The 23,025-nt window shown below is 69.8% G+C and carries 19 protein-coding genes; 3 read left to right on the top strand and 16 right to left on the bottom strand.

The features are described 5' to 3' along the window. The first annotated feature begins 5 nt into the window (after window positions 1-5). Window positions 6-1,292, top strand: a complete 1,287-nt coding sequence (locus tag ACLQ24_RS05505) for a glycosyltransferase (RefSeq protein WP_425889301.1) — start codon at window positions 6-8, stop codon at window positions 1,290-1,292. Between the two features lie 30 nt (window positions 1,293-1,322). Here ACLQ24_RS05505 and ACLQ24_RS05500 read toward each other — a convergent pair whose 3' ends face one another. The 7 genes from ACLQ24_RS05500 to ACLQ24_RS05470 all read right to left on the bottom strand — a co-directional run bounded on the left by ACLQ24_RS05500 (window position 1,323) and on the right by ACLQ24_RS05470 (window position 8,699). Beyond that, window positions 1,323-2,675: a cation:proton antiporter gene (locus ACLQ24_RS05500; RefSeq protein WP_425889300.1), complete on the bottom strand. Its 1,353-nt coding sequence runs from the start codon at window positions 2,673-2,675 to the stop codon at window positions 1,323-1,325. Next, the gene (locus tag ACLQ24_RS05495; RefSeq protein ID WP_425889298.1) at window positions 2,672-4,003 is read right to left on the bottom strand and encodes a PLP-dependent aminotransferase family protein; all 1,332 of its coding nucleotides are present in this window, start codon (window positions 4,001-4,003) and stop codon (window positions 2,672-2,674) included. Before ACLQ24_RS05495 ends, ACLQ24_RS05500 begins: the two co-directional genes overlap by 4 nt. Next, complete coding sequence (locus tag ACLQ24_RS05490) at window positions 3,991-5,154, bottom strand: alpha-hydroxy acid oxidase (protein ID WP_425889339.1); 1,164 nt, start codon at window positions 5,152-5,154, stop codon at window positions 3,991-3,993. The genes ACLQ24_RS05495 and ACLQ24_RS05490 overlap by 13 nt, the downstream gene beginning before the upstream one ends. A gap of 5 nt (window positions 5,155-5,159) precedes the next feature. Further along, window positions 5,160-6,239, bottom strand: a complete 1,080-nt coding sequence (gene hppD / locus ACLQ24_RS05485) for a 4-hydroxyphenylpyruvate dioxygenase (RefSeq protein WP_425889297.1) — start codon at window positions 6,237-6,239, stop codon at window positions 5,160-5,162. Window positions 6,240-6,284: 45 nt separating this feature from the next. Further along, window positions 6,285-7,640: an NAD(P)/FAD-dependent oxidoreductase gene (locus ACLQ24_RS05480; RefSeq protein WP_425889295.1), complete on the bottom strand. Its 1,356-nt coding sequence runs from the start codon at window positions 7,638-7,640 to the stop codon at window positions 6,285-6,287. A gap of 21 nt (window positions 7,641-7,661) precedes the next feature. Then, a complete protein-coding gene (locus ACLQ24_RS05475; RefSeq protein WP_425889294.1) occupies window positions 7,662-7,940 on the bottom strand; it encodes a phosphopantetheine-binding protein in 279 nt (92 codons plus the stop codon). A gap of 204 nt (window positions 7,941-8,144) precedes the next feature. Next, window positions 8,145-8,699, bottom strand: a complete 555-nt coding sequence (locus tag ACLQ24_RS05470; RefSeq protein ID WP_425889293.1) for a TetR family transcriptional regulator — start codon at window positions 8,697-8,699, stop codon at window positions 8,145-8,147. A gap of 233 nt (window positions 8,700-8,932) precedes the next feature. Here ACLQ24_RS05470 and ACLQ24_RS05465 point away from each other — a divergent pair, with 233 nt between their 5' ends. Further along, window positions 8,933-9,451 carry a methyltransferase family protein gene (locus ACLQ24_RS05465; protein ID WP_425889291.1) on the top strand — a complete coding sequence of 173 codons (519 nt, stop codon included), beginning with the start codon at window positions 8,933-8,935 and terminating at the stop codon, window positions 9,449-9,451. 123 nt (window positions 9,452-9,574) lie between these two features. Here ACLQ24_RS05465 and ACLQ24_RS05460 read toward each other — a convergent pair whose 3' ends face one another. The 5 genes from ACLQ24_RS05460 to ACLQ24_RS05440 all read right to left on the bottom strand — a co-directional run bounded on the left by ACLQ24_RS05460 (window position 9,575) and on the right by ACLQ24_RS05440 (window position 15,332). Continuing rightward, window positions 9,575-9,988: a hypothetical protein gene (locus ACLQ24_RS05460; protein ID WP_425889290.1), complete on the bottom strand. Its 414-nt coding sequence runs from the start codon at window positions 9,986-9,988 to the stop codon at window positions 9,575-9,577. 622 nt (window positions 9,989-10,610) lie between these two features. Beyond that, window positions 10,611-12,044 (bottom strand): MFS transporter, encoded by a 1,434-nt coding sequence (locus ACLQ24_RS05455; protein WP_425889288.1) that lies wholly within the window; start codon window positions 12,042-12,044, stop codon window positions 10,611-10,613. A gap of 9 nt (window positions 12,045-12,053) precedes the next feature. After that, the gene (locus tag ACLQ24_RS05450; protein ID WP_425889286.1) at window positions 12,054-12,599 is read right to left on the bottom strand and encodes a flavin reductase family protein; all 546 of its coding nucleotides are present in this window, start codon (window positions 12,597-12,599) and stop codon (window positions 12,054-12,056) included. Between the two features lie 5 nt (window positions 12,600-12,604). After that, window positions 12,605-14,164 carry an amino acid adenylation domain-containing protein gene (locus ACLQ24_RS05445; RefSeq protein WP_425889284.1) on the bottom strand — a complete coding sequence of 520 codons (1,560 nt, stop codon included), beginning with the start codon at window positions 14,162-14,164 and terminating at the stop codon, window positions 12,605-12,607. Window positions 14,165-14,195: 31 nt separating this feature from the next. Next, window positions 14,196-15,332, bottom strand: coding sequence for an acyl-CoA dehydrogenase family protein (locus ACLQ24_RS05440; RefSeq protein ID WP_425889282.1), 1,137 nt, complete (start codon window positions 15,330-15,332; stop codon window positions 14,196-14,198). A gap of 151 nt (window positions 15,333-15,483) precedes the next feature. On the opposite strand from ACLQ24_RS05440, the gene ACLQ24_RS05435 reads away from it, so the two are divergent. Further along, on the top strand, window positions 15,484-16,074 hold the full coding sequence (locus ACLQ24_RS05435) for a TetR family transcriptional regulator (protein ID WP_425889280.1): 591 nt from the start codon (window positions 15,484-15,486) through the stop codon (window positions 16,072-16,074). Here the strand turns inward: ACLQ24_RS05435 and ACLQ24_RS05430 are convergent. From ACLQ24_RS05430 to ACLQ24_RS05415, 4 genes are read right to left on the bottom strand one after another with little or no spacing between them, the layout of a single operon-like run. Beyond that, a complete protein-coding gene (locus ACLQ24_RS05430; protein ID WP_425889279.1) occupies window positions 16,052-17,800 on the bottom strand; it encodes an NAD(P)/FAD-dependent oxidoreductase in 1,749 nt (582 codons plus the stop codon). The genes ACLQ24_RS05435 and ACLQ24_RS05430 overlap by 23 nt on opposite strands. Before the next feature lie 8 nt (window positions 17,801-17,808). Beyond that, window positions 17,809-19,476 carry an NAD(P)/FAD-dependent oxidoreductase gene (locus tag ACLQ24_RS05425; protein WP_425889277.1) on the bottom strand — a complete coding sequence of 556 codons (1,668 nt, stop codon included), beginning with the start codon at window positions 19,474-19,476 and terminating at the stop codon, window positions 17,809-17,811. 21 nt (window positions 19,477-19,497) lie between these two features. Further along, window positions 19,498-21,261 (bottom strand): NAD(P)/FAD-dependent oxidoreductase, encoded by a 1,764-nt coding sequence (locus tag ACLQ24_RS05420; RefSeq protein WP_425889275.1) that lies wholly within the window; start codon window positions 21,259-21,261, stop codon window positions 19,498-19,500. 20 nt (window positions 21,262-21,281) lie between these two features. Next, the gene (locus ACLQ24_RS05415; protein WP_425889273.1) at window positions 21,282-23,021 is read right to left on the bottom strand and encodes an NAD(P)/FAD-dependent oxidoreductase; all 1,740 of its coding nucleotides are present in this window, start codon (window positions 23,019-23,021) and stop codon (window positions 21,282-21,284) included. Window positions 23,022-23,025 lie beyond the last annotated feature (4 nt).

The raw sequence follows: 23,025 nt of genomic DNA, 5'->3' as shown, positions 1-23,025 counted from the left end.
GTCTCATGCCGCACTGCGGCTTCCTGTCCGCCACCTCGCGCATGTTGGAGATCTACCGCGCGCTGCGCCAGCGCGGGGTGACCGCCCGCATCGCGACGCACGGCGGCACCTACGAGCACGTGCTCCGCGACGTCGGTGTCCCGTACGACATCGTGGGTCCACGGATGACGCCGCAGCGGTGCGAACGGTTCATCCGCGACGAGATCGGCATGGGGTACGTCGGCCAGAGCATGTACACCGACCGGGAGATGCGGGACTACGTCACCGCGGAGACCGAGTACTTCCGACGATACGACATCCGTACGGTGGTCACCGGCTTCACCCTGACCACCCTGCTATCCACCAGGCTGGCCGGCGCCAGGTTGGTCACCGAGCACGCCGGCAGTTGGGTGCCACCGCTGTTCGAGCGAGGGATGCTGCCGGCGCCGAGCCAGGCCCACTTCGGTCTGCTGCCGGCGCCCCTGCTGCGTTGGCTGTCGAACTCTCTGCCACCCCGGGTCGGCTTCTACTGCGGCGGGTTCAACCGACTGGCCGCCGAGCTGGGCGTTCCGCGCGTGCCCAGCCTCGCCGCGCTCGTCCTCGGCGACCTGGCGCTCATCCCGGAGGTGCCGGAGGTGCTGGGCGTGCCCGCCTCGGAGGTGGCCGACTGGCGGCCGGACGGCCGGTCCGGCTACCGGGCGAGCACACGGCTGCGCTGCGTCGGGCCGCTCTACGCTCGGCTGGACCTGCCGCTGCCGGACCGGGTCGCCCGTTTCCTCGCCGAGCCGGGGCCCGTCGTCTACGTGGCGGTCAACTCGGCGGAGGTCGGGTTCGTGCGGCGCGTGGTCACGGCCATCGCCGCGCTGCCGGTGCGCGTGCTGGTCGCCGGCACCCACCATGACCTGCACGACATGGCCGGCGACCGGGTCATGGTCGGCGGTGTGCTGCCGAGCCACCTGATCATGCCGCAGGTTGACCTGGCGGTCACCGCTGGCGGGCAGGGCAGCGTGCAGACAGCGCTGGCCGGCGGCACTCCGGTGCTCGGCTTTCCGCTCCAACCGGAGCAGGACCTGAACCTCGCGCTGCTGGAACGGATCGGCGCGGCACGCCTGCTGGCGCCGCGGCACGTGGGCGCGAGGCTGGCCCCGCTCGCCGGGGAGATGCTGGCCGACCCGTCGTACCGCGAAGCGGCGGAGCGGGTCCAGCGCTGGTACGCCGCCACCGACGGGCCCGGGAACGCGGCCGAGGCCATCCTGGCCCTGCACGATGTCGGCGAGACCGACACCATCGGCCCCGCCGGCGCCCTCGGCTGACCCCGCTGGTCGTCCGGCGGAGTTGACCCGCTATGCGGCCGGCGGGGCGCCCGTCCCCGCCGGCCGTACGACCGGTCCGGTCGACCACTGTTCCTCGTGGTCGGCCTTGCGGAGGAGTTCGTCGGCGCTGTGCGCCACCCGGGACATCGCCAGGCGCAGCAGCGGGGGCGCCATCATCGACGTGACGATCGCGACGAGCGCGATGATCGTGAAGGTGGCGATGTCCAGGACACCGAGCCGCAGCCCCACCATCGCGACGACGATCTCGACCACGCCACGGGCGTTCATGCCCGCGCCGACGGCCAGGGACTCCCAGTGGCCGAGCCGACTGGATCGCGCACCCAGGTAGGCACCTGTGAACTTGCCCAGGATCGCTGCCGCCAACACCACGAGAGCGGCCAACGCGACGTCGCGATCGAGCAGCACGCCGAGGTCCATGCGCAACCCAGCGGAGGCCAGGAAGATCGGTGCCAGCACGGTGAGCACCACGGTACGCAGAGGGGCCAGCAACGCCCGCCGCTCCCGGATCGCCTGCCCGACGAGGATGCCGGCGACGAACGCGCCGAACACGGCCTCCATGTGCAGCGACTGGGTGATCGCCGCGCCGGCCAGGACGATCACCACAGCCGTGACGATGGTCGGTCCGGTCTCCGTGGAGCGGCCGGCCAGCCGTAGCGCGCCGCGCACCAGTGGCCGGCCGACGACGATCGCGGCGACCACGAACGCGACCAGCAGCAGCAGCGACAGCGCGACCTGGCCGGCGCGTACGCCGACGGTCGCCATGGCCGACACGACCGAGAGCAGGAACCAGCCCACCGCGTCGTCGACCATGCCGGACGTCATGATCAACTGCCCGACGTCGCGGTGGATGAGCTTCATGTCCGCCAGCGTCTTGGCGATCACGGGGATCGCCGTCACGCACATGGCGACGGCGAGGAACAGCGCGAACACCGGGCGTTCGGTGGTGTCCGGCACCAGGACGGCCGGAGCCAGGTAGCCGATGAGGATGCCGAAGCCGATCGGTATGAGCAGACCGCCGAGGCTGACCCGGACGGCCGTCGTGCCGCGGCGGCGGATGATCCGGGTGTCCAGCTCGATGCCGGCCACCCCCACCAGCAGCAGCACGCCGACCTGGGCGACGGCGTCCAGCAGGTGCATCTGCGCCGCGTCGGCGGGGAACAGCCAGTCGTGTACCGCCGGCGCCGCGTGGCCGAGCAGCGACGGCCCGAGCACCACGCCGGCCATCAGCTCGCCGACGATCGGCGGCAGCCCGAATCGCGCCACCAACCGCCCCAGGCCGAGGCCCAGCAGGAGCAGGGACGCGAGCTGGACGAGCAGGATCACCACCTGTCCACCCGCCAACGGCATGATGGGTGCGCTCATACCGGCCTCACCTCCGTGATCAGGGCCGCCAGTCGGTCGAGCCCCTGCTCGATCTGCGGTGGCTGCAGAAGGCTGACCGACAGGCGGAGTTGATGACGTCCGCCCCCGTCGGCGTAGAAGTGGTGCATCGGCGTCCACAACACACCGAAGTCGCGGGCGGAGCGCTCCAGCAGCGCGTCGTCCACCACGAACGGCACCGTCACGACGAGGAAGAAGCCGCCACCGGGGGTGTTCCAGGAGACGCCGGCACCCTGCCCGAAGCGCGCGGCCAGGCCGTCCAGCACGTGCCGCAGATTGCGCCGGTACGCCTGGGCTTCGCGCTCGTTGGCGCGTACGAGGCTGCAGTCGTGCTCCAGCAGCTTGCCGGCGATGACTGCCTGCGCCAGCGGTGAGGTGTTGACCGTCACCATGCTCTTGATCTTGGATAGCTCGTCGGCCAGCAGACCCGTACCCGTGGGTCCCGCCACCGGCTGGTCGGCGACCACGTAACCCACCCGGGCGCCGGGCATCCCGGTCTTGGCGAACGAGCCGAGATAGACCACACGACGCTCGTCGTCCATGGCCTTCAGGGTGGGCGGGCGGTCGCCGCCCGCGTGGAACAGGCCGTACGGGTTGTCCTCCAGGATCAGCAGGTCATGCTCGACGGCCGCGCGCAGCACCGCGACGCGGGTCTCGGTGTCCAGGCTCGCCCCGGCCGGATTGGCGAAGTCGGGCACCAGGTACAGCGCGCGGGGGCGCTGCCCCGCCGCCCGGGCGGAGCGCACCACCCGGGCGAGGTCGGCCAGGTCGATGCCCCGCGAACCGTCCCGCACCGACAGCGTGGTCATGTCGACGAGCGACGCGGCCCCGCGAATTCCCACGTAGTTGGGCGAGACCGCCAGCAGCACGTCGCGAGGGTCGGTGCGCAACGCCCGCAACACGAGGAACATCGCCTCCTGCGCGCCCACCGTCACCACGACGGCCTCCGGGTCGACGTCCATCCCCTCGTCGACCGACAGGTTGGTGGCCACCAGGTCGTGCACGATGCCCTTGGTCCGGCCGTACTGCAGAAGGACGCGGTTGACCTGACGCTCACTCAACCCCTGCTCGTCGCGCAGGTGGTCGCAGTAGCGGCGCAGATAGCGGTGCACCGCCTCCACCTCGAAGAACTCCTCGTACGGCCGGCCCGCCGCGAACGACACCGCGTCCGGGAAGCGACCGGCGATCTCGTTGAGGAAGGTCATCGAGTCGAGCACCGGGTCGGCCAGCGAACCGTGCAGGTCGGCCAGCGCGATCGGGGCGCGAGCGCCCACCGTGGTCGTCCCCGACGTGCCCGTCACGGGGACCATCCCGCGAGGGCGTCACCGGGCGCTCGGCCCCGCATCGTCGGTCCGGACCCGCCGGCGGCCACGGTGGTGCCGTGGCCCAGTGCCCGCAGGTCGGCACAGCCCATCATCGCCATCGCATCCTCCAATTCGGCCCGCAGCAACGACAGCACCCGGCGGGCGCCGGCCCGGCCACCCACGGCCAGCCCCCAGAGCGCAGGCCGGCCCACCAGCACGGCGGACGCGCCGAGGGCCAGCGCACGTGCCACGTCCACACCGCCACGGACGCCGCTGTCCAGGAGAACCGCGCACCGGTCGGCCACGGCCGCGACCACCGGCTCCAGCGCCGCGATGCTGGGCACCGCGCCGTCGAGCTGGCGGCCACCGTGGTTGGACACCACGACCCCGTCGACTCCCAGGTCCGCCGCGCGCGCCGCGTCGTCCGGGTGCAGGACGCCCTTCACGACGATCGGCAGGCGCGTACGTCGACGCAGCCAGTCCAGGTCTCGCCAGGACAGCTTCGGGTCGAACGCGAGACCGGTGTGCACCATCAGCGCCGAACTGTGCGTGCCGCTGGAGTGCGCAGGCGCGCCGACCTCCGACGGCAGGTTGGCGGCCACCACGTCGGCCGGCAGCGTGAACCCGGATCGCATGTCCCGCAGACGGCGGCCCATCCGCGGCACGTCGACCGTCAGCATGAGAGCCCGGCAACCGGCGTCCTCGGCGCGGGTCACCAGGTCGGCGACCAACCCGCGGTCGCGCAACCAGTAGAGCTGCATCCAGACCGCCGCCCCGGTGGCGGCGATCCGCTCGACCGGCTCGCTGCTGAGCATGCTGGCCACGAACACCGCGCCCTCGTCCCGGGCCGCCTCGGCGAGCGCCACCTCGCCGTCCGGATGCAGGAGCCGCTGGTAGGCCATCGGCGCCACCCCGACGGGCAAGCCCATCTGCGTACCCAGCAGCTCCGTGCCGAGGTCGCAGGCATCCGTGCCCACCAGCACCCGCGGGACCAGGTGCACGCGGTCGAACGCGTCCCGGTTGTCCCGCAACGTCGACTCGGTGCCGCTGCCCCCGGCCACGTAGTCCCAGATCGGCTCGGCCAGCACCCGTCGCGCCGCCAACGCCACGTCGTCGAGGCAGAGCAGGGCGGCGAGGTCGGTTCCCCGATCCGCGATGGTGGTCACAGGACGTCGTGGGTCTTGGTCCGCTCCGCCTCGACCGCCTCGTAGAGCGCCCGGATGTTTCCGCTGCCGAACGTGCGCGCACCAAGCCGCTCGATGGCCTCGAAGAAGAACGTCCGGCGCGGGTGGGTGGACCTGGCGAAGATCTGGAACAGCTGCCCGTCGTGGTCCTCGTCGACGAGGATGTTGCGGGACCGCAACTGGTCCACGTCGTACCTGGCGAGGTCGAGTCGCTGGCCGAGCAGGTCATAGTAGGTGTCCGGCGTCCGCAGGAATTCCACACCGCGATCGGTCAGCGCCGAGATCGCCGAGACGATATCCGTGGAGCACATCGCCACGTGCTGCACGCCGGGGCCACCGTGCCCCTTGAGGAAGTCGTCGATCTGGCCGGCGGCGGCGGAGGAGTCCGGCTCGATGAGCGTGAGCGTGACCAGCCGGGACGGGCTCTGCACCACCTTGGAGAACATCGCCTGGCTGCCGACCCGGATGTGCTCCTCGAAGGTCACGTCGAAATCCAACACCGTGCGGTAGAAATCCACGGTCTCCTCAAGCGTGCCCGCCTCGAGACAGACGGCGAGGTGGTCGACCACGCCCAGCCCCGGTGCCGGGCCCGCCTCCGGCATGTGCCCGTCCGGCAGACCGGGGGTCAGGCCGGGCAGCACAGGCCCGGCCGACTCCTCGGGTGGCTGGACGAAGGTGTGCGTCACGTCGCCGAAGCCGCCGACCGTGGCCGTGACGAACCCGTCGCGGGCGGCAGGTTCGACCACCGCCCGCGCGCCGCGGGACACCGCGACCTCGAACGCCGCCCTCGCGTCCGGGGTACGCATCGCCAGGTCGGCGACGCCGTCGCCGTGCTGCTGCACGTACAGGCTGGCCGGGTGCGCGTCGACGAGCCCTTCGGTGGCCACGAGAACTGTCGAACCCTGCCGCAGCGCCACCGACACGTGGTCCTCGGCGCTGCGCGAGCCGACGACGGCGAAGCCGTACTGGGCGGCGAGCTCGCGTGCCGCCCAGACCGCGTCGGTCACGTGGAATTCGACGTGGTGCACGGCCAGGTCACTGAACACACTGCTGCCCACGCTCACTGATGTCCCCCTACCGGGGCCGCACGGCCCCCCTTGTGGTCAGAAGATGGGAGCCGCCGTCGGAGCCGACAGCTCACCGAGATACGGATGCCAGAGATGTTCGGGGTCCTGCTCAACGGCCCGGATGACGTTCCGCATCTCGACGAGCGCCTTGGGCTCGGCCTCGTCGTACATGTTGCCCTGCAACATCTTCAGCACGTCGAGTCGATACCGCGGGTCCTGGACGAACGCGGTGAACAAGATGTTGAGCCGGTAGTAGACCGAGATGAATTCGTACCAGTTACGTACGCCGCGCCGCAGCAGCATCTCGTACGTCGTGAAGCGCTCGCGCTTGAAGTCGCCCGCCTCGGCCGCGGCGATGATGTCGTTGCAGGCCAGCCGGGCGCTGTTGAGGGCGATGCTGACGCCGGTGGAGAAAATGGGGTCCACGAAGCGGGCGGCGTCGCCGATCATGACGAAGTTGTCCCCGCAGATCTGCTTCATCGCGTAGCTGTAGTCGCCCTCGGCCTTGAACGGCCGCACCTGCTCCGAGCTGCGTAGGGCCGCCTCCAGCTCGGGCCGGCTGCCCACGCACTCCCAGAAGAACGCTTCGAGATCTTCCCGGGCCGCCTCGGCGAACCGGCTCTTCTGGGTGACGACGCCGATCGACGTGATCGTCTCGGTGATGGGAATCTGCCACACCCAGGTATCGGTCAGCGGCAGGAAGTGGATGAAGATGAAGTCGGACTTCGACTGCTCCGCCGACAGCGCCTGTCGATCGAAGCCGTCGAACCAGGTGTGGATCGCGTACTGGTTGAAGACCGAGTCGGCCACCTTCACCTTGAGCTGACTGCCCAGGGCGGTGTTCCGACCGCTGGCGTCGACCACCATCCGCACCGACACCTCGCGCTGCCCGTCAGCGCAGCGGGTGTGCATCACGGGGTGCTCGCCGTCGAAGTCGACGCGGTTGACCCGCACGCCATGGTGGACCGCCGCGCCGAGACTCGCCGCGTTCTCCAGCAGGATCTGGTCGAACTTGCCCCGGTCGACGTGGAAGGTGTAATCCCGGTCGACGCCGGCCTGATCCCGCTCGTTGAACATGACCTCGGCGAGCCGGAAGTCGTGCGTGAGGTTGGAGAAGCCCAGGTGGCTCACCGGCCGCGACTCGGCCGACGTCCACGCCGCGCCGAACTTGCGCGGGAAGCCGGCCGCCTCGACGGCGGCCATCGCCCCGGTCTCCAACAGCACCGGCGTGGTGGCCGGCACCAACGACTCACCCACGTGTTCGCGGGGGAAGTGCGCGCTCTCGAAGACCACGACGGACAGCCCCGCCTTGGCCAGGTAAGCGGCGGCCGTGGACCCGGCGGGCCCACCCCCGATGATGCCGATGTCCCACTCTGCTGGCTTGGTGTTCATGGCGCCTCCTCGGCATGCCTGTCAGGCGCGGGGCAACGACAGGATCAGGTCGGTGATGGTGTCGAGACTGCGGAAGTGTCGTCCCGTGATGTGCGAAGGCGGCACGTCGACGTCGAGCTCCGCCCGGACGAACGCGATGAGCCGAGCCGTGTTCAACGAGTTCAGGACGCCCCACTCCAACAGTGGCGAGTCGGGACGCAGGTCGACTCCGGTGACCGTCTCACCCTGGTCGCCGATCAGCTCGTGGCGCACGTACACCATCAGTTGGCCGAGTATCTCGTCGCGTTGGTCTGTCGGCACAAACCCCTCCCAGGTCACCGGACATGGTCTCCCCCGTGAGCTGTCACCCGGGAAGCCGCGCAACCCGCCGACCCTTCCCCCTTTGATGACATCCCTACTCGGTGAATTCTAGGAGCCCAGGCGGGTTCGTCAAGGGGGATGCCGCGCAAGGATCGGCGCCGGCCACTGGCACGACGACGGTCGTGCCAGTTCAGCGCGGGCGGATCAGGCCAGGACGCCGGTGAGGTAGGTCTGGATCGCCTTGCCCGTTAGCGCGGCCAGTCCGGCGGCGGTGAGCTCGGCGATCGCCGGCACGCGGAAGACGTACCGGGTGGTGGCGAGACCGATCAGGTGCGAGCCGACCATGGCGGCGCGCAGCTCCGGCTGGGAGTGACCCAGGGCCCGGGTCAGCGGCAGGATCACCTGGTCGCCAAGGAAGTTGCGGATGGCGTCCGCCGCCATGTCGTTGGCCGTCATCGACCGCAGGATGCCCCCGAGCCGCGCCGCCGTGTCGGGCTCGTCCCAGTGGCCGAAGAACAGCTCGACGGTGCGCCGGCCGACCTGGCCGCGCGGACCCTTCATCGCCCGCTCCACCAGCTCGGGCGGCTGCAGGGCGCCGCGCACCGCCGCCTCGAACAGGCCCTCCTTGGTGAGGAAGAAGTGATGCACCAGCGCGCTGTCGACCCCCGCCTCCTGGGCGATGGTACGCACAGTGGCGCCCTCGTAGCCGCGCTCGGCGAACTGGCCACGAGCGATCCCGAGGATGAGCTGATGGCTCACCGTCGGCCCGACACGTCGCCCCGTCCGTCGTCGTGGAGCACCGTTCGGGGACACCTCCGCGCCCACAAGTTCACCTTTCCCAGTTCATCGCATGCCCTATTCATCGTATGGGGGCAAACGCCATAGTATCGCCTTCCCACATGCGGAAATACGGAGGATCTGCGGCGAGGCAACGACAACAGTACGTAACGATGCCTTGACACGGTGCCCCGCACCCGCCGTAGCATGGCGCAGTGCTACGAACACGGGCGGTTGCCGGGAGTCTTGTCTTCTTTTGCGCCGCGCCGGGCGTGGTCGCGGGCCTCGGCCCGTGGTGGATATCCGACTGGGAGATCGAAACACCGTTCGCCTTCTACCAGCCGGTTCGAGTCCTCGGCGTACTGATGCTGGTTGTCGCGGTGGCGTTTCTTCTTCAGTCGTTCGTGCGGTTCGTCGTGGAGGGCCTGGGCACTCCGGCCCCGGTGGCGCCGACCGAGCACCTGGTGATCGGCGGGCCCTACCGGTTCGTCCGCAACCCGATGTACGTCGCGGTGGTGACGGCCATCCTCGGGCAGGCACTGATCTTCGGCCAGGCCGCGCTGCTGTGGTACGGGCTGGCCATCGCCCTCATCCAGGCGGCGTTCGTACGGTTCTACGAGGAACCCGGCCTGCGCCGGCGGTACGGCTCCGAGTACGACACCTACCGCGCCGCGGTTCCGGCGTGGATTCCCCGGCTACGCCCGTGGCAGGGTGCCAGCTCACCGCAGACGTGACCCGATCACCAGACCACCCGACGTGCGGCCGGACCACCGAGCCGCCGACCCGCGAAGGGACCGCGATGCCGTCATCCCCGAGGGCTGACCACCCCCGCCGCACGACGGGGGGCAACCAGCCTTCTAGGACACCCGCTCCCGGGTAGGCAACTCCGCCTGCGTCACCGACGCCTGGCACGTGGCGGTCAACACCGGCAGCCGGCCGGAGACCTCTGCGATCAACTCGCCCCGCAAAAGGTCGTCCCCGGCCGGTTCCCCCCAGATGATGAGCCGGCAGTTCACCTGCTCCGCGCGCACCGACGCCGAGGCCGTCCAGATAATGGGCATGCGGTGTCGTGCCGCTCCCAACAATTCCACTGTGACAAACTCGGGTGCCGTCTTGTCGGTGCCGTCGCACTGCTCGAAGCCGACGTGCGCCGTAATCTCACCACTGCCCAAGTAACTCAATTGAAACATTACGCGGTATTCGCGCCCACCTACATCCGCCGGCAATAACCCAGCTGTCAATAACAGCCCCTCCGGCTCGTAGAAGAGCACCTGGACATCCGTAGCAGCTAGCGCTGATGCTTTCATATCCCTGGTGGCCCCATCCCCCATTAGCGTACCGCCAGTTCATCGATGGATGTTATCCTGTCGAGGGCCTTGCTGTCCCCCCCTAATTGGGTAGGCCATCGCGCGGCACGGTCGGGTTGCGGACCGTTCCGGCTCGAATAGGTCTCATCGGGCATGACGTGTCCGGGTCGATGTGTCGTACACGAATCCGAGCACGGCAATCAGCCTCGGCAGGACAGCCACGTTGACGTGGGACAACGCGATATCGGACCCGACTTGCATCGCACACCGCACCGAGGCATCGCGGCCTGGACGCGCCCGACCGGCGTCGCCGCACCTCTGGCGCGGCACCCGGGTGCGCCCGTCGTGCGGCGTGCCGGCATTCCGACACCAACTGCCGGCGGCCCATCCCCGGACCGCTCGACACAGCGCCGACGCCCGCCCAGGCCCTCATCCGGCATAGCCGGGCGCCGGCGTCCCGACCACGTCGGCGCCGTGCCGGTGGCCCACCCCCTGCCCATCGCTCAATTCGCCGCGGGCACCACCCTCAGCGGGCACGGGTTGAGGCCCCGACCGTACGGTCGGGGCCTCGGCCCGGTGGGACCACTCAGGTCGGGGCGCCCGCCGCGAGGACCTCTTCCTCTTCCTCGACGGCGTGACCGTGACCCTGTGTGCGCAGGTGCGGGATGAACAGCGCGATCAGCGCGCCCGCGGCGAGCGCGCAGGCAGCCACCAGGTGGGCCTCCTGCAGACCGTCGACGAACGTGGCCACGGACTCGTAGCCGCCGTTCGCGCCGAGGATCGCACCGCCCACCGACACACCCATCACGGTGCCGGTCTGCCGGATCGCGTTGGACACGCCGGAGGCGACGCCCTCCAACTCGGCGGGCGCGAACCCGAAGGCCAACCGGCCGATCGGCGCGAGGAAGATACCCAGGCCGAGCCCGGTGATCACGAACGGCACCACCAGCTTCGAGTACGTCAAATCGTCGACGACCGAGCCGATCCAGCCCACGCCGATGGCCTGCATCGTCAGGCCCAGGATCACCAGCGGCTTGCCGCCGATCTTGTCGGTCAGGATGCCGGAGATCGGTGCTGCGATCATCGGCATGGCCGTCCACGGCAACGTGCGAAGGCCGGCCTCCAGTGGTGAGTAGCCGAGGACGCTCTGCAGGTACTGGGTGCCGAGGAAGACGGCCCCGAAAACACCGAACGGCATGATGATCGTCGCCACCATGGTGAGGCTGAAGCCTCGGCTGCGGAACAACGACAGCGGCACCATCGGGGTGCGTGCCCGCGACTGCCAGAAGATGAACACGAGCACGAGGAGACCGCCGATGATGAACCCCGCCAGGATGGAGGGGCTGTCCCAGCCGGCGCTGTTGCCCCGCACGAGGCTGGACACGATGCCGAGCATGCCGGCGGTGATCAGAACGACGCCCACCGGGTCCAGGCGGCCGTAACCGCCGCGGCTCTCGCGGACGCGCGTCATCACCGGCAGCAGCAGCAGGCCGATGGGCACGTTGACCCAGAAGATCCACTGCCAGGACCAGGCTTCGGTCACCGCCCCGCCGATGACCGGTCCGAGGGCGATACCGAGGCCCACCATCGCGCCCCACAACCCGAACGCGTGGCCGCGCTGGCGTGCCGGCACCACGCTGGCCAACAGGGTGAGGGTGAGCGGGAGAACAACAGCGGCACCCAGACCCTGCACCGCGCGTGCGGCGATCAGGAATTCGATGTTGTCCGCGAGGCCCGCCATCGCGGAGGCGAGGGTGAAGACCAGCAACGCGATGGTGAAGATCTTTCGTCGACCGAAGCGGTCACCGAGCGCCGCGCCGGTCAACAGAAAGACGGCGAAGGTGAGCGTGTAGGCGTTGACGATCCATTCAAGATCTTCAAGGCTCGCGCTGAGCTCGGTCCGGATGACCGGTAGCGTCGTCGTGACGACGAGGGTGTCGATCGCGACCATGAACACCGCGACCAGGGCCGCGATCCATGTCCATACAGTGCTGTGGGTCGCTGGTTGGTTCTTGTCCACTCTGTTTCCCTACTCGAGATGGATTGACTGGGAAGGATCGCTGGGGCGCTGCCCGTTGCGCTCCTCTCGTCGGTATTGGGGGTGAGAGACCCGGACGTATGTCCCGCGCCAATACCCCAGCGGGAATCGGTCCGGCGCCGTCGCGCCGCCGACGAGGCGGCCGAGCACGATGACGTGGTCACCGGCGGCGATCACGTCGTGCAGCGCGCACTCGGTGAAGGCGACGGTGGGTTCCAGCCGCGGCATGCCGGCGACGTCGCCGGGACGCCACGCCACGTTCGCGAACTTGTCGCTGTTGCAGCTGGCGAACAGGTCGGAGACCTCGTGGCCGTCCGCGTCGAGGAAGTTGACGGCGAACCCGCCGGTCTCCCGGATCGCGTCCAGAGTGGAACTCACCTGCCGCACGCAGAACAGCAGCAGCGGTGGGTCCTTGGAGACGCTGCACACCGACGACGAGGTCAGGCCGTGCGGCCGCCCGGACGCGTCGAGCGCGGTCACCACGCTGACGCCGCTGGCCAGCGAGCCCATGATCGCTAGGAACGCACTCGGTTCCACGTTGACTAGTTCGGTGCCAGTAATGGTCCACCTCCTTCGATCGCCGCCAGAAGCGCGGCTCGATCGGTCTTTCCGTTCGGAGTGAGCGGTAGGCTCGCGGCCGCCTGGACGGAGTCGACGATCATGTAGGTCGGCAGCTGTCCGGCGCACCAACGCTTGATCTCCAGCAGGCCGGGGCGGCGGTCGCCCGCCGGCACCACGACCGCGTGCAGCCGCGCGGCGAGCCCGACGCCGGCGACGACCACCGCGGCCGCCGCGACGTCCGGGTGCGCGGCGAGGACGGCCTCGATCTCCCCGGGCTCCACCCGGTTGCCGCGCACCTTGGCCATGTCGTCGCGGCGGCCCAGATATTCCAGCGTGCCGTCGGACGCCAGCCGCCCGAGATCACCCGTTCGGTACGGTCCACGCTGCGGCTCCCGGCCCCAGTAGCCGAGCATCACCATGGGCCCGTCGGCCACGATCTCGCCCTCGGGTGAGTCGCCGGCACCAGCACCGCCCGCGCCGGTGGAGCTCGACGGGTCCAGAGTCAACAGCGCGCCGCTGGCCGGCCGGCCGATCGGCAGCGGACGGTCGCGCCCGGTGTCGGCGTCGGTCACCTCGTACGACGCACACACGTTGGTCTCGGTGGGCCCGTACCAGTTGAGCAGCCGTACGCCCGGCCAGGCGGCACGCAGCTCGTGCACGTACCGGATCGGCATCACCTCGCCGGCGAAGACGCAGGCCCGCAGTGCCGGCGGCGGCGGGCCCTCCAGCAATTCACCGTCCCGGATCATCAGGGTCAGCGCGGACGGCACCGAATACCAGATGGTGATGCCCTCCTCGCGCACGAACCGGGCCAACTGCACCGGCGCGTACGCCAGCTCGGTCGGGACCAGGTGCACCGACGCGCCCGCGCGGAACGCCGCATAGAGGTCGAAGACGGACAGGTCGAAGTTGAACGGGGCGTGGTTGGCCAGCCGATCCCGTGGCGACACCGCGAGCAGGTCACCGGCCCATTCGACGAACGCGGCCGCGTTGCGGTGACTCAGGCAGACGCCCTTCGGCGATCCCGTCGACCCGGAGGTGTAGAGGATGTACGCGGGGTCGTCCGGGTCCCGTCGGTGCACCGGTGGCGCGTCGCCCTCGGCCCCCAGCCGCTCCAGCTCGTCCAGCGTCACCAGCGGCGGCCCGTCCGGGGCATCGCACTCGCGCGCGACCCGCTCCGCGGCCGGCCCGTCCGCGACGACGACCGTCGCCGCGCAGTCGGCCGCGATGCGCCACACGCGGGCGGGTGGATTCGCCGCGGACACCGGCACGTACGGCGCGCCCAGCGCGAGCGCCGCCTGCATGACGGCCACCGCGGCGGCCCGCTTGTCGGACCACAGCACCACCCGGTCGCCCGGGGACACCCCTGCGCGCGCCAGCCCGGTCGCGAGGCGACGCGCGGCCGCCGCCAGCTCCGCGTACGTGATCTGCTCGTCGTCCGCGATCACCGCCGGCGCATCCGGCGTACGCCGGGCCCACGCGGCCACGTAGCCGTGGATTCCCGCGCCACCTGGCGTGGCGGACTGGTCCGCGTCCCGCACGGTCGGCACCTCCCTGGTCAAGCCGCAGCCCTCACAGACCCAGCTCGCGGGCGATCAGCAGCCGCTGGACGTCCGACGTGCCGGAGAAGATGGTGCTGGGCACGGCGTCGCGGAGCACGGTCTCGATCCCGGCGTCGCGCAGGTAGCCGAGGCCTCCGAACAGGCGCACCGCGTCCAGCGCGCCGGCGACGGCCGCCTCGGAGACGGCCAGCTTCGACAACGCCACGTTCAGTTCCGAACCGGCTCCGTTGTCCATCTCCCAGCAGCAGCGGTAGAGCAACAGCCGCGCCGACTCCGTACGCAGCTTCATCTCCACGATCCGGTTCGCCACCGCCTGGAAGTCGCCGATGCGCCGGCCGAACTGTCGGCGCGAGGTCGCGTGCTCGACGCAGCGCTCGATCAGGCGGTCCAGCAGGCCGACATATCCGGCGAACAGGCAGGCGCGCTCCCAGCGCATGGAGTGTTGGAAGATGGCCGCGCCCTGGCCCGGCTCGCCGAGCACCCGGTGCGCCGGCACCGGGCAGTCCTGAAAGGACACCCGGCCGGCGGGCGCCGACACGAGACCCATCTTGTCGAACGGCTCGCTGACCGTCAGGCCGGGAGTGTCCCGGTCCAGCACGAACGCGGTGACACCGAGATGGCCGGCCGCCGGATCGGTGGTCGCGTAGGTCACCAGCACGTCGGCCACCGGTCCGTTGGTCACGAACGTCTTCTCGCCGCTGAGCAGGTACCCGTCCGCCGTCTCCGTCGCCGTCACGGCGAGCCGCGAGACGTCGGAGCCCGCGCCCGCCTCGGTCATCGCGTTGCCGGCCACCACCTCGCCCGAACAGATCCGCCGCAGGAGGCCCTTCTTCAGCTCCGGCGTGCCGAACCCGGCGATCGGCACCGCGCAGGCGAACTGGTGTGCGCTGGCGGCGAACACCAGACCGGTGTCCGCGCACCCCCGACCGAACGCCTCGACACGCAGCGCGGTGTCCAGAGCGCCCAGCCCACCGCCGCCGTACTCTGCGGGAATGCACAGGCCGAGCAGCCCCAGCCGGCCGAGATCCCGCCAGGCGTCACGGTCGTGCAGCCGGCTGGCGTCGGCGGTGGGCGCGAACGTCTCCTCGACGCTCGCGCGCACCTCGTCGTACGCGTCCCGCTGTTCAGGCGTCCAGGCGAAGTCCACGCTGCCCCCTCGGCCGCGCGGTGGGCCGGCGCGGCGGAATGACCGGCTTGCAGGAGCAACCCGGACCGGACTGACATATCCTCAAAGGTCTAGACTTAGGCATTTGATCGGGCAGTGCGCTCGGGCGTACGAAGACTCGTAAGAGGTTGCCTTGACGACGCAGCAGGGATTCGACGGTGGCAGCGGCATCCGGCAGGCGATCCTCGACGTCACCCGGCGGGAGATCTCCGAGTGCGGCCTGACCGGAGTGAGCATCCGCAGTGTCGCCCGGCGCGTAGGTGTCGACCCGCGGCTCGTCCGGCACTACTACGGCTCCAAGGAGCAGCTTCTGCGCCACGCGGTGCAGGTCGACGGCAACCCCGTTGAGCTGGCCGAACAGCTCCTGGGTGGCAGCCGCCGCCGGTTGGGCCGCGCCACCGCGACCGCCCTGCTCACCCACTGGGACAGCCCTCGCACGACGATCTCGTACCGGGCTCGGCTGTCCGCCTCGCTGACCAGCGACGAGATCGCCGAGCTGATGCGCGACGAGTTCGTACGGGCATTCTTCGGCACGTTGGCCGAGGGCGTCAGCCCCGACCGGCACGAACTGCGGGCGGCGCTCGCCGCGTCCCAGGTGATCGGGCTGGCCCTGTGCCGCTACCTGATCGACGGCACCGAGCTGTCCCGGCACGACCGCGACGATCTCGCCCGGATGATGGGTCGCACGATCCAGCACTACCTCACCGCCGACCTGGCTGAGTGACGCCGGGCGCGCCGGCGGTCGAGCCGTCCGCGCGCCCGTCGTCATGGGCGGCGAGCCGCCCGTCGTCGGCCGACGCCCGCCCCCGGACCGGCGACGGCGCGTCATCCCGCCGGCCGGTCACGTTGTCCTTGGTCAGCAGCCGCTTGAAGTCCGCGGGCGCCACCGTCATGACCCACGCCACCATGAGGAGGCGACGGGGCATCGTGAAGTGGTAGTACCGCGCGTTCGGGTCGCCGAAGCGGTACAGCGGCGGCACGAACCGGGCTCGGCGCAGCTCACGGAAGATGATGTCAGCCGCCTGGGCCTGCCTCAGCCCACCGTCGCGTACCCGGACGAACACCTCGAAGAACCAGTCCAACATCTGGCGCAGGCCGTCCGGGGTGCGGAACCACAGCCCGCCGTCCGCGAACCGCTGCACCGGATCCCACGTCCCGGCAGCGAGCGCATCGTTGGTGGCCCGCTTGAGCGACAGGTGGGCCAGGATCTGCCAGAGCAGCCAGACCCGGCTGTACGCGTTCCACAACGCGAAGCTGCCGGAGGCCGTACGCGCCGCGGCCAGCATCTTGTCGTTGAACTCGATCAGGGCGTCCTGGAAGGCCGCCACCTCGGCCAGCACGGCACCCGACGCCTGGTCGTCGCGTACCGCCCGCGGTAACGCGGCCCCGAGAGCGTGGACCACCTCTGCCGTCATCGTCACGTCCCGGGACAGGAACTCGTCGGTACGGCAGGCCGAGCGCTCCATGGCGAACCACCGCGGCCCGTGGGTCACCGCCGCCCGGCGCTGCCAGTGGGGCGAGGTGGTCCAGCCGTCCTCCGCCGTGGCGGACGCGAACTGCTCCGCCAGGCTCGGAAATGGCGCGACCAGCGCCCGGAACGCGGCGTCCGGGTCGGCCGGCAGGTCGTCGAACCGGTCGTGGTCCAACCCCACCGTCACGCTGCACAGGTCGCTGGTCGCGTCATCGTGGTTGCGAAAGTCCACCACCTGGATCCAGCCGCCGTTGAAGAGGTGGTGCACGGTCCCCCGCGACCAGGTCGTCGCCCGGTGGTAGTCGGTGAGCCGGGTGCACTCCTCGAACTTCCGGACGCCGCGCAGGTGGGCGTGCATCATCCGGGACCGCAACAGCAACGTGCCCGGATCGCCCTCGGCGGTCGCCGACCGCAGCGGTGACTCCTCCCCGCACGCGTCCACCACGAACCGCCCGGTCGCCGTCCCTCCCGAGGCGAAGGTCAGGTGTACGGCGTCGGGCGCCAGCCGGACCTCGGTGGTGGACGCCCTCTCCGCCAGCACCGACGCGCCGTACCGGACGGCCAACTCCCGGGCGTACTCGTCGACGACCGGCCGGTAGAGGTGCCACTCGCTGTGCTCCCCCGGCACGTGGAACTGCACCGCGTGCGCCGGGTCGTGCCTGCGGCCCGCGGTGTGGTGCAGGAACGCGAGGCTCTTCTTGATCCCGCTGCTCCGGCGCACCGGGTCCGGCAGGTCCTCGAAGTGGGCGAAGGAGGCGATCTCCGGCACGTCGAACCGCTCGGCCAGCAGGTGCAGCACGGCGGTCGTGTACGGCACGGTGCTGTCGCCCGACGGCAGGACCGTGTCGTCGGGCGAGCCGACGAGCAGGACCCGCAGGTCCTGCTTGGCCAGTACCGTGGCGAGCAGGCCGGTCGCCAGATGGCTGCCCAGGATCACAACGTCGTACGACACCGGGACGTCGGGTTCGGTGGTGGTCATTCGGTCTCCTAGAAGATCTTCCGGCCCATGAGCTGCTCCTTGCCGGCCTCACGCAGGAAGCCGAGCATCAGCCGCCGCACGTCCGGCGGCGCCTTGGTCGCCGCCCACAGCATGGTCCGGCCGATCTTGAGCGGGGTCGGGTTGATGAACCGCAGGTTCCGGTCCTTCCAGCCCCAGTGGTCCGGCACGAAGGGCGCCCGGTTGAGGTGGTCGTAGAGAGCGTCCGCCGCCTCGTCGCCGGTGATCTTCCCGGCCTCGAAGTCGCCGCACTGCTTGACCATGTCCTCGAACAGTTCGCCGTAGCCCTCGTGGTCGGACCAGTGCAGGCCGGGGTTCTTCACCTCCTCCAGCTCGTTCAGATGCCTGTCGTCGCCGGTGGAGCGCCAGCGGCGGTACGCCTCGTGGGCCCGGAAGGTGCCGGCGTTCGAGCCCCACGCCCAGATCCGGAAGACGGCCGTCCAGAGCGAGTAGTGCTCGAACGAGGCGTACGCGGCGTTGACCAGCTTGTCGTTGCCGTCGAACAGTGCCTGCTGGCGGGTGTTGACCCCCTCGAACCGGTCGGCCGAGAAGTCGTCGTCGCCGACCGCCCGCAGAATCCGCCAGGCCAGCACGTTGACCGCTTCGCAGGTGTTGGACAGGCCGCGGGAGAACAGCGGGTCGATGAACGCCGCGGCGTGGGCCAGCAGCACCCACCGGTCGCCGACGGTGGTCTTGGACGAGTACTGCACCCGGTCGGTGCCCACCCACTCCCGCATCGGCCGAGCGCCCTCGAACTGCGCGGCCATGCCCGGGAACCGCTGCATGTGCTTCCAGAAGTCCTCCTCCGGCGACATGCCGGGCGTCTTCGGGTACATGCGCGGGTCCATCGTCAGACCGACGCTGCACAGCGGGTTCCTCGAGTCCTTGTGGTTGTTGAACGCGATCACCCACGACCAGCCCCGCGGGAACAGGTGGTGGACAGTGCCCTCGTAGAACGGCACCGGCGGCTTGTCGGCCCCGGTGCGCTTGAACACCTCGTCGGTGGTCTTGAGGTCGATCATGTGGTTCCAGACGGCCCGCGAGTGGTGCTTGTAGCGGCACGGGTCCTCGCGCAGGCCGAACTTCTCGGCCAGCGGCGAGCGGTAGCCGCTGGCGTCCACCACGTAGCGGCTGCGGAACTGCTCGCCTCGGGTGGAGCTGACCGTCACGCCGGAGTCGTCGAAGTCGACGTCGGCGATCGTGAAGTTCACCCGGGCCGTGCAGCCGTACTTGATCGCCGCGTGGAACAGGTACGCGTCGGTGTCCTGCCGGTACATGTGCGGCGTCTCGTGCAGCAGGCTCGGGAAGTTGAACATCGTGACCTGCTTCGGGTCCTGCGGCTTGCCCTCCTGGTGGTTGAGGAAGGCGAAGTGGTCCTTCTTTCCGTGCCAGGGCGAAATGATCTTCTGGCAGGCGGTCAGCGTCGCCAGGGTCATCAACTCCGGCACCTTGTACCGCTCGGACATGGTGCGCAGCGACACCAGCATGTTGGGGATGGTGGACTCGCCGATGGCGAACTTCGGGTGCGCCTTGGCGTCGACCAGCAGCACCTTCGCGCCGTTGCGCGCCAGGATCGCACCGAGCATCGAGCCGGCGAATCCCGCGCCGAGAATGGCGACGTCATATGTGGCCTTCTCGGCCTCGATCAATTCACTCACCGTGCACTCCAATTCCTCGTTTTACTTCGGCTCGGGAACGCGCAGCCGGGAGCCGAGCACCGGCCAGCCGGCGACCCTCTGCTTGATCTCCTCGACCGGCTCGAACTCGCCCCGGGCGAAGCGCTTGCGCATGAAGAGGGTCAGACCCTCGTAGGTCAGCTCGCCGATCGCCGGCGGCGCGTCGCGCTTCGCCCAGCGCAGGGTGCCGAGCACCTTGGCGGCGGAGGCACCGGTGATCCGGATGGCCGGGTCGGCCAGCCCGAACGCCGGCGGCACGAACCGCGCGCGGGCGAGCTGGTCGAGGATCTGGTTGGCGACGTCCTTGGGCTTCGCCGCCCCCGCATCGACGGCACGCATCATCCGGCTGACACCAGCCAGGAACTCGAGCACCTCGGCGTGGTCCGGATCGTCCACCTTGGACCTGTCGAACTCGCGCAGTTCCACCCGCCACCAGGGCCGTTCCATCCGCCGCAACACGGCGGGGTCCCGGGTCGTGGAGTAGAGCGCGTAGCCCCGGTTGATCTCGAAGGTGGAGAGGATCTGGGTCAACGCCCAGACCCGGAACCAGGCGTCCCACAGGTCCCAGTCCCGGAACGCGATGTACGCGTTGTTGACCAGATCGTCGTTGAAGTCGAGCTGGCCCTGCTCGAGCTCCTGCACGTACTCGAACCGCTCGACGGCGAAGTCGTCGTCCTTGAGCGCGTCGAGCAGCCGCTGGGTCAACGCGTTGATGATCTCCATCGTGTTCGACAGGCCACGCGAGAACAGCGCGTCGACGAAGCCCGCCGCGTGCGACATGAGGCACCAGCGGTACCCGACCGTCTGCTTCGGCGAGTACTGCAGGCGACCCGTCCGCACCCACTCGCGCACCGGCGTGGCGTTGGTGAACTGCTGCGCGATGCCCGGGAACCGGTCGAGGAACTGGCGGAACTCGTCCTCCGGCGAGCAGTCCGGCACCGGGTACATGCGCGGGTCGAACTGCACGCCGACGCTGCACAGGTCGTTGGTGGACCGGGGGTGGTTGTCGAACGGGATCACCCACATCCAGCCGCCCTCGAAGATGTGGTGCAGCGTCCCCTCGTGCCAGCGGGTCGGGTTGCCGTACGTGCCGCGCGGGGCGAAGTCGTCGAACGGCCGCACGCCGACCATGTGCGTGAACAGCGACCGCGAGTGGTGTTCCAGCCGGGTCGGCTCCTCCCGCAGGTCGAACTGCTCGGCCAGCGCCGAGCGGAAACCGCTGGCGTCCACCACGTAACGAGCCCGCACGGGCGCGCCGGGACCGACGTCGAGCGTCACGCCGTCCTCGTCGACCTGCACACCCGCGATCCGCGTCTGCTGCCGGATCACGGCGCCGTGCTTCGCCGCGACGGTGAGCATGAAGTTGTCGATGTCCTGCCGGAAGAAGTGGTTCTCGGTGTTCAGGATCTTCGGGATCTGGAACATGTTCGACTCTTCGGGCCGCTGCTGCTCGCCCGGCCGCTGGTACACGAAGCCGAAGTTCCTCTTCACGCCGCCGGTGGTGTTGATGTGCGCGTACACCGACTCGAAGGTGCTCAGGTACTTGATCTCCGGCACGCCGTACCGCTCGCTGATCAACCGCATCGCCATGGAGGTGTACGGGATGGTCGACTCGCCGATGGCGAAGCGGGGGTGCGTGCCGGCGTCGATCACCAGCGTGTGCGCGCCGTTGGCGGCCAGGCACGCCGCCAGGGTCGAGCCGGCCAGCCCGGAGCCGATCACCACCACGTCGAACATCCCGTTGTGCGCGGCAGCACCTTCCATCATGGACTCCCTATCCATCGGATTCACTTCGGCGTCGGGACGCGGAGCCGCTTACCGATCACGGGCCAGCGCGCGATAAGGTGCTTGAGTTCCTCGCCCACGGCGAACTCGCCGGGCGAGAAGCGCTTCCTCATGAAGAGCGTCAGGCCGTCGTACGTGAGGTCACCGACGGCCTTCGGCGCCTTCTTGCGAGCCCAGCGCAGGGTCTTGCCGATCTCGAAGAAGTTGGCGTCGGTCCACTGGTTGTCCGGGTCGGCCAGGCCCCACGCGGGCGGCACGAAGTCCGCCGCGCGCAGCAGTCGCAGCAGCTCCGCCGCCGTTGCCCCGGACTCCGCCCGCCCCTCCTGCACCGCCCGGGTCATGTCGTTGACCTGCTGCAACAGGACCATGACCGCTCCGTACGGCGAGTCCTGCGGGATGACCCGACCCCGCCACCACGGCCGCTCCAGCGGGGCCAGCACCGCCGGGTCACGGGTGTCCAGGAACCGGGCGTACGCCCGATTCACCTCGAAGGTGGCGATGAACTGCCCGAGCGACCAGATCCGGAACCAGGCGTCCCACAGCCGCCAGTCGCCGAACGACGTGTAGGCGTTGGCGACCAGGTCGTCGTTGAAGTCCAGCAGACCCTGCTCGAACTCCTGCATGTACTCGAACCGCTCGACCGAGAAGTCGTCGTCCTCGATCGCGGACAGCAGGCGGTGCACGAGCGCGTGCATCGTCTCCAGCGAGTTCGACAGTCCCCGGGAGAACAGCGGGTCCAGGAAGCCCGCCGCGTGGGAGGTCAGGCACCACCGGTAGCCGACCGTCTGCCGCGACGAGTACTGCAGCCGGCCGGTGCGGGTCCAGTCACGCACCGACCGGGCCTCGGCGAACTGCGGCTCGATGTCCGGGTACTGCGCGATGAACCGGCGGAACTCCTCCTCCGGTGAGCAGTCCGGAACCGGGTGGATCCGCGGATCGAGCTGCAGGCCGACGCTGCACAGGTCGTTGGTGCCCCGCAGGTGGTTGTCGAACGGGATGACCCACATCCAGCCGCCGCGGAACAGGTGGTGCAGGGTGCCGTCGTGCCACGGGCTGGGGTGCCCGTACCGGGACTTGGGGGCCAACTCGTCGTACGGCCGGATGCCGACCATGTGGGTGAACAGCGACCGCGACTGGTGTCGGAACCGGGTCGGTTCCTCCCGCAGGCCGAACTGCTCGGCCAGCACCGAGCGGAAACCGCTGGCGTCGACCACGAACTTGGCCCGGAAGTGGCCGCCGGTGTGATTGAGCGTGGCGCCGTCGTCGTCGATCTCCACGCCGGTGATCCGCACCTGCTGGCGGACCGTGGTGCCATACTTGGCGGCGACCGTCAGCATCCAGTTGTCGATGTCCTGGCGGTAGAAGTGACTCTCGGTGTGGGTAACCTTCGGGATCGGAAACATGTGGGTCTCGCGCGGGTCCTGGCGCTCCCCCGGCCGGTGGTAGACGAACCCGAAGTTGCGCTTGACCCCGGACGTCGTATTGATCTTGGACTGGACGCCCTCGAAGGTGGACAGCCACTTGATCTCGGGGACCCCGTACCGCTCGCTGACCAGCCGCATCATCATCGACGTCGCCGGGATGGTCGACTCGCCGATGGCGAACCGCGGATGGGTCGTGCCGTCGACGATCAGCACCTTCGCACCGTTGCGGGCCAGGCAGGCGGCCAGCATCGTGCCGGACAGGCCGGACCCGATGATCGCGACGTCGTACTCCGGCGTGCTGCGCGGATGATCAGTCATATCG

This window comes from Micromonospora sp. DT4 (assembly GCF_049841675.1).
GTDB lineage: Bacteria > Actinomycetota > Actinomycetes > Mycobacteriales > Micromonosporaceae > Micromonospora.
This window is presented reverse-complemented; position numbering and strand designations above follow the sequence as displayed.

Coding starts and splice junctions, on each gene's coding strand:
- ACLQ24_RS05505 (WP_425889301.1), top strand. CDS start 6: ATGCCGCACTGCGGCTTCCTGTCCGCCACCTCGCGCATGTTGGAGATC.
- ACLQ24_RS05500 (WP_425889300.1), bottom strand. CDS start 2,675: ATGAGCGCACCCATCATGCCGTTGGCGGGTGGACAGGTGGTGATCCTG.
- ACLQ24_RS05495 (WP_425889298.1), bottom strand. CDS start 4,003: ATGGTCCCCGTGACGGGCACGTCGGGGACGACCACGGTGGGCGCTCGC.
- ACLQ24_RS05480 (WP_425889295.1), bottom strand. CDS start 7,640: ATGAACACCAAGCCAGCAGAGTGGGACATCGGCATCATCGGGGGTGGG.
- ACLQ24_RS05430 (WP_425889279.1), bottom strand. CDS start 17,800: ATGACCACCACCGAACCCGACGTCCCGGTGTCGTACGACGTTGTGATC.
- ACLQ24_RS05420 (WP_425889275.1), bottom strand. CDS start 21,261: ATGATGGAAGGTGCTGCCGCGCACAACGGGATGTTCGACGTGGTGGTG.
- ACLQ24_RS05415 (WP_425889273.1), bottom strand. CDS start 23,021: ATGACTGATCATCCGCGCAGCACGCCGGAGTACGACGTCGCGATCATC.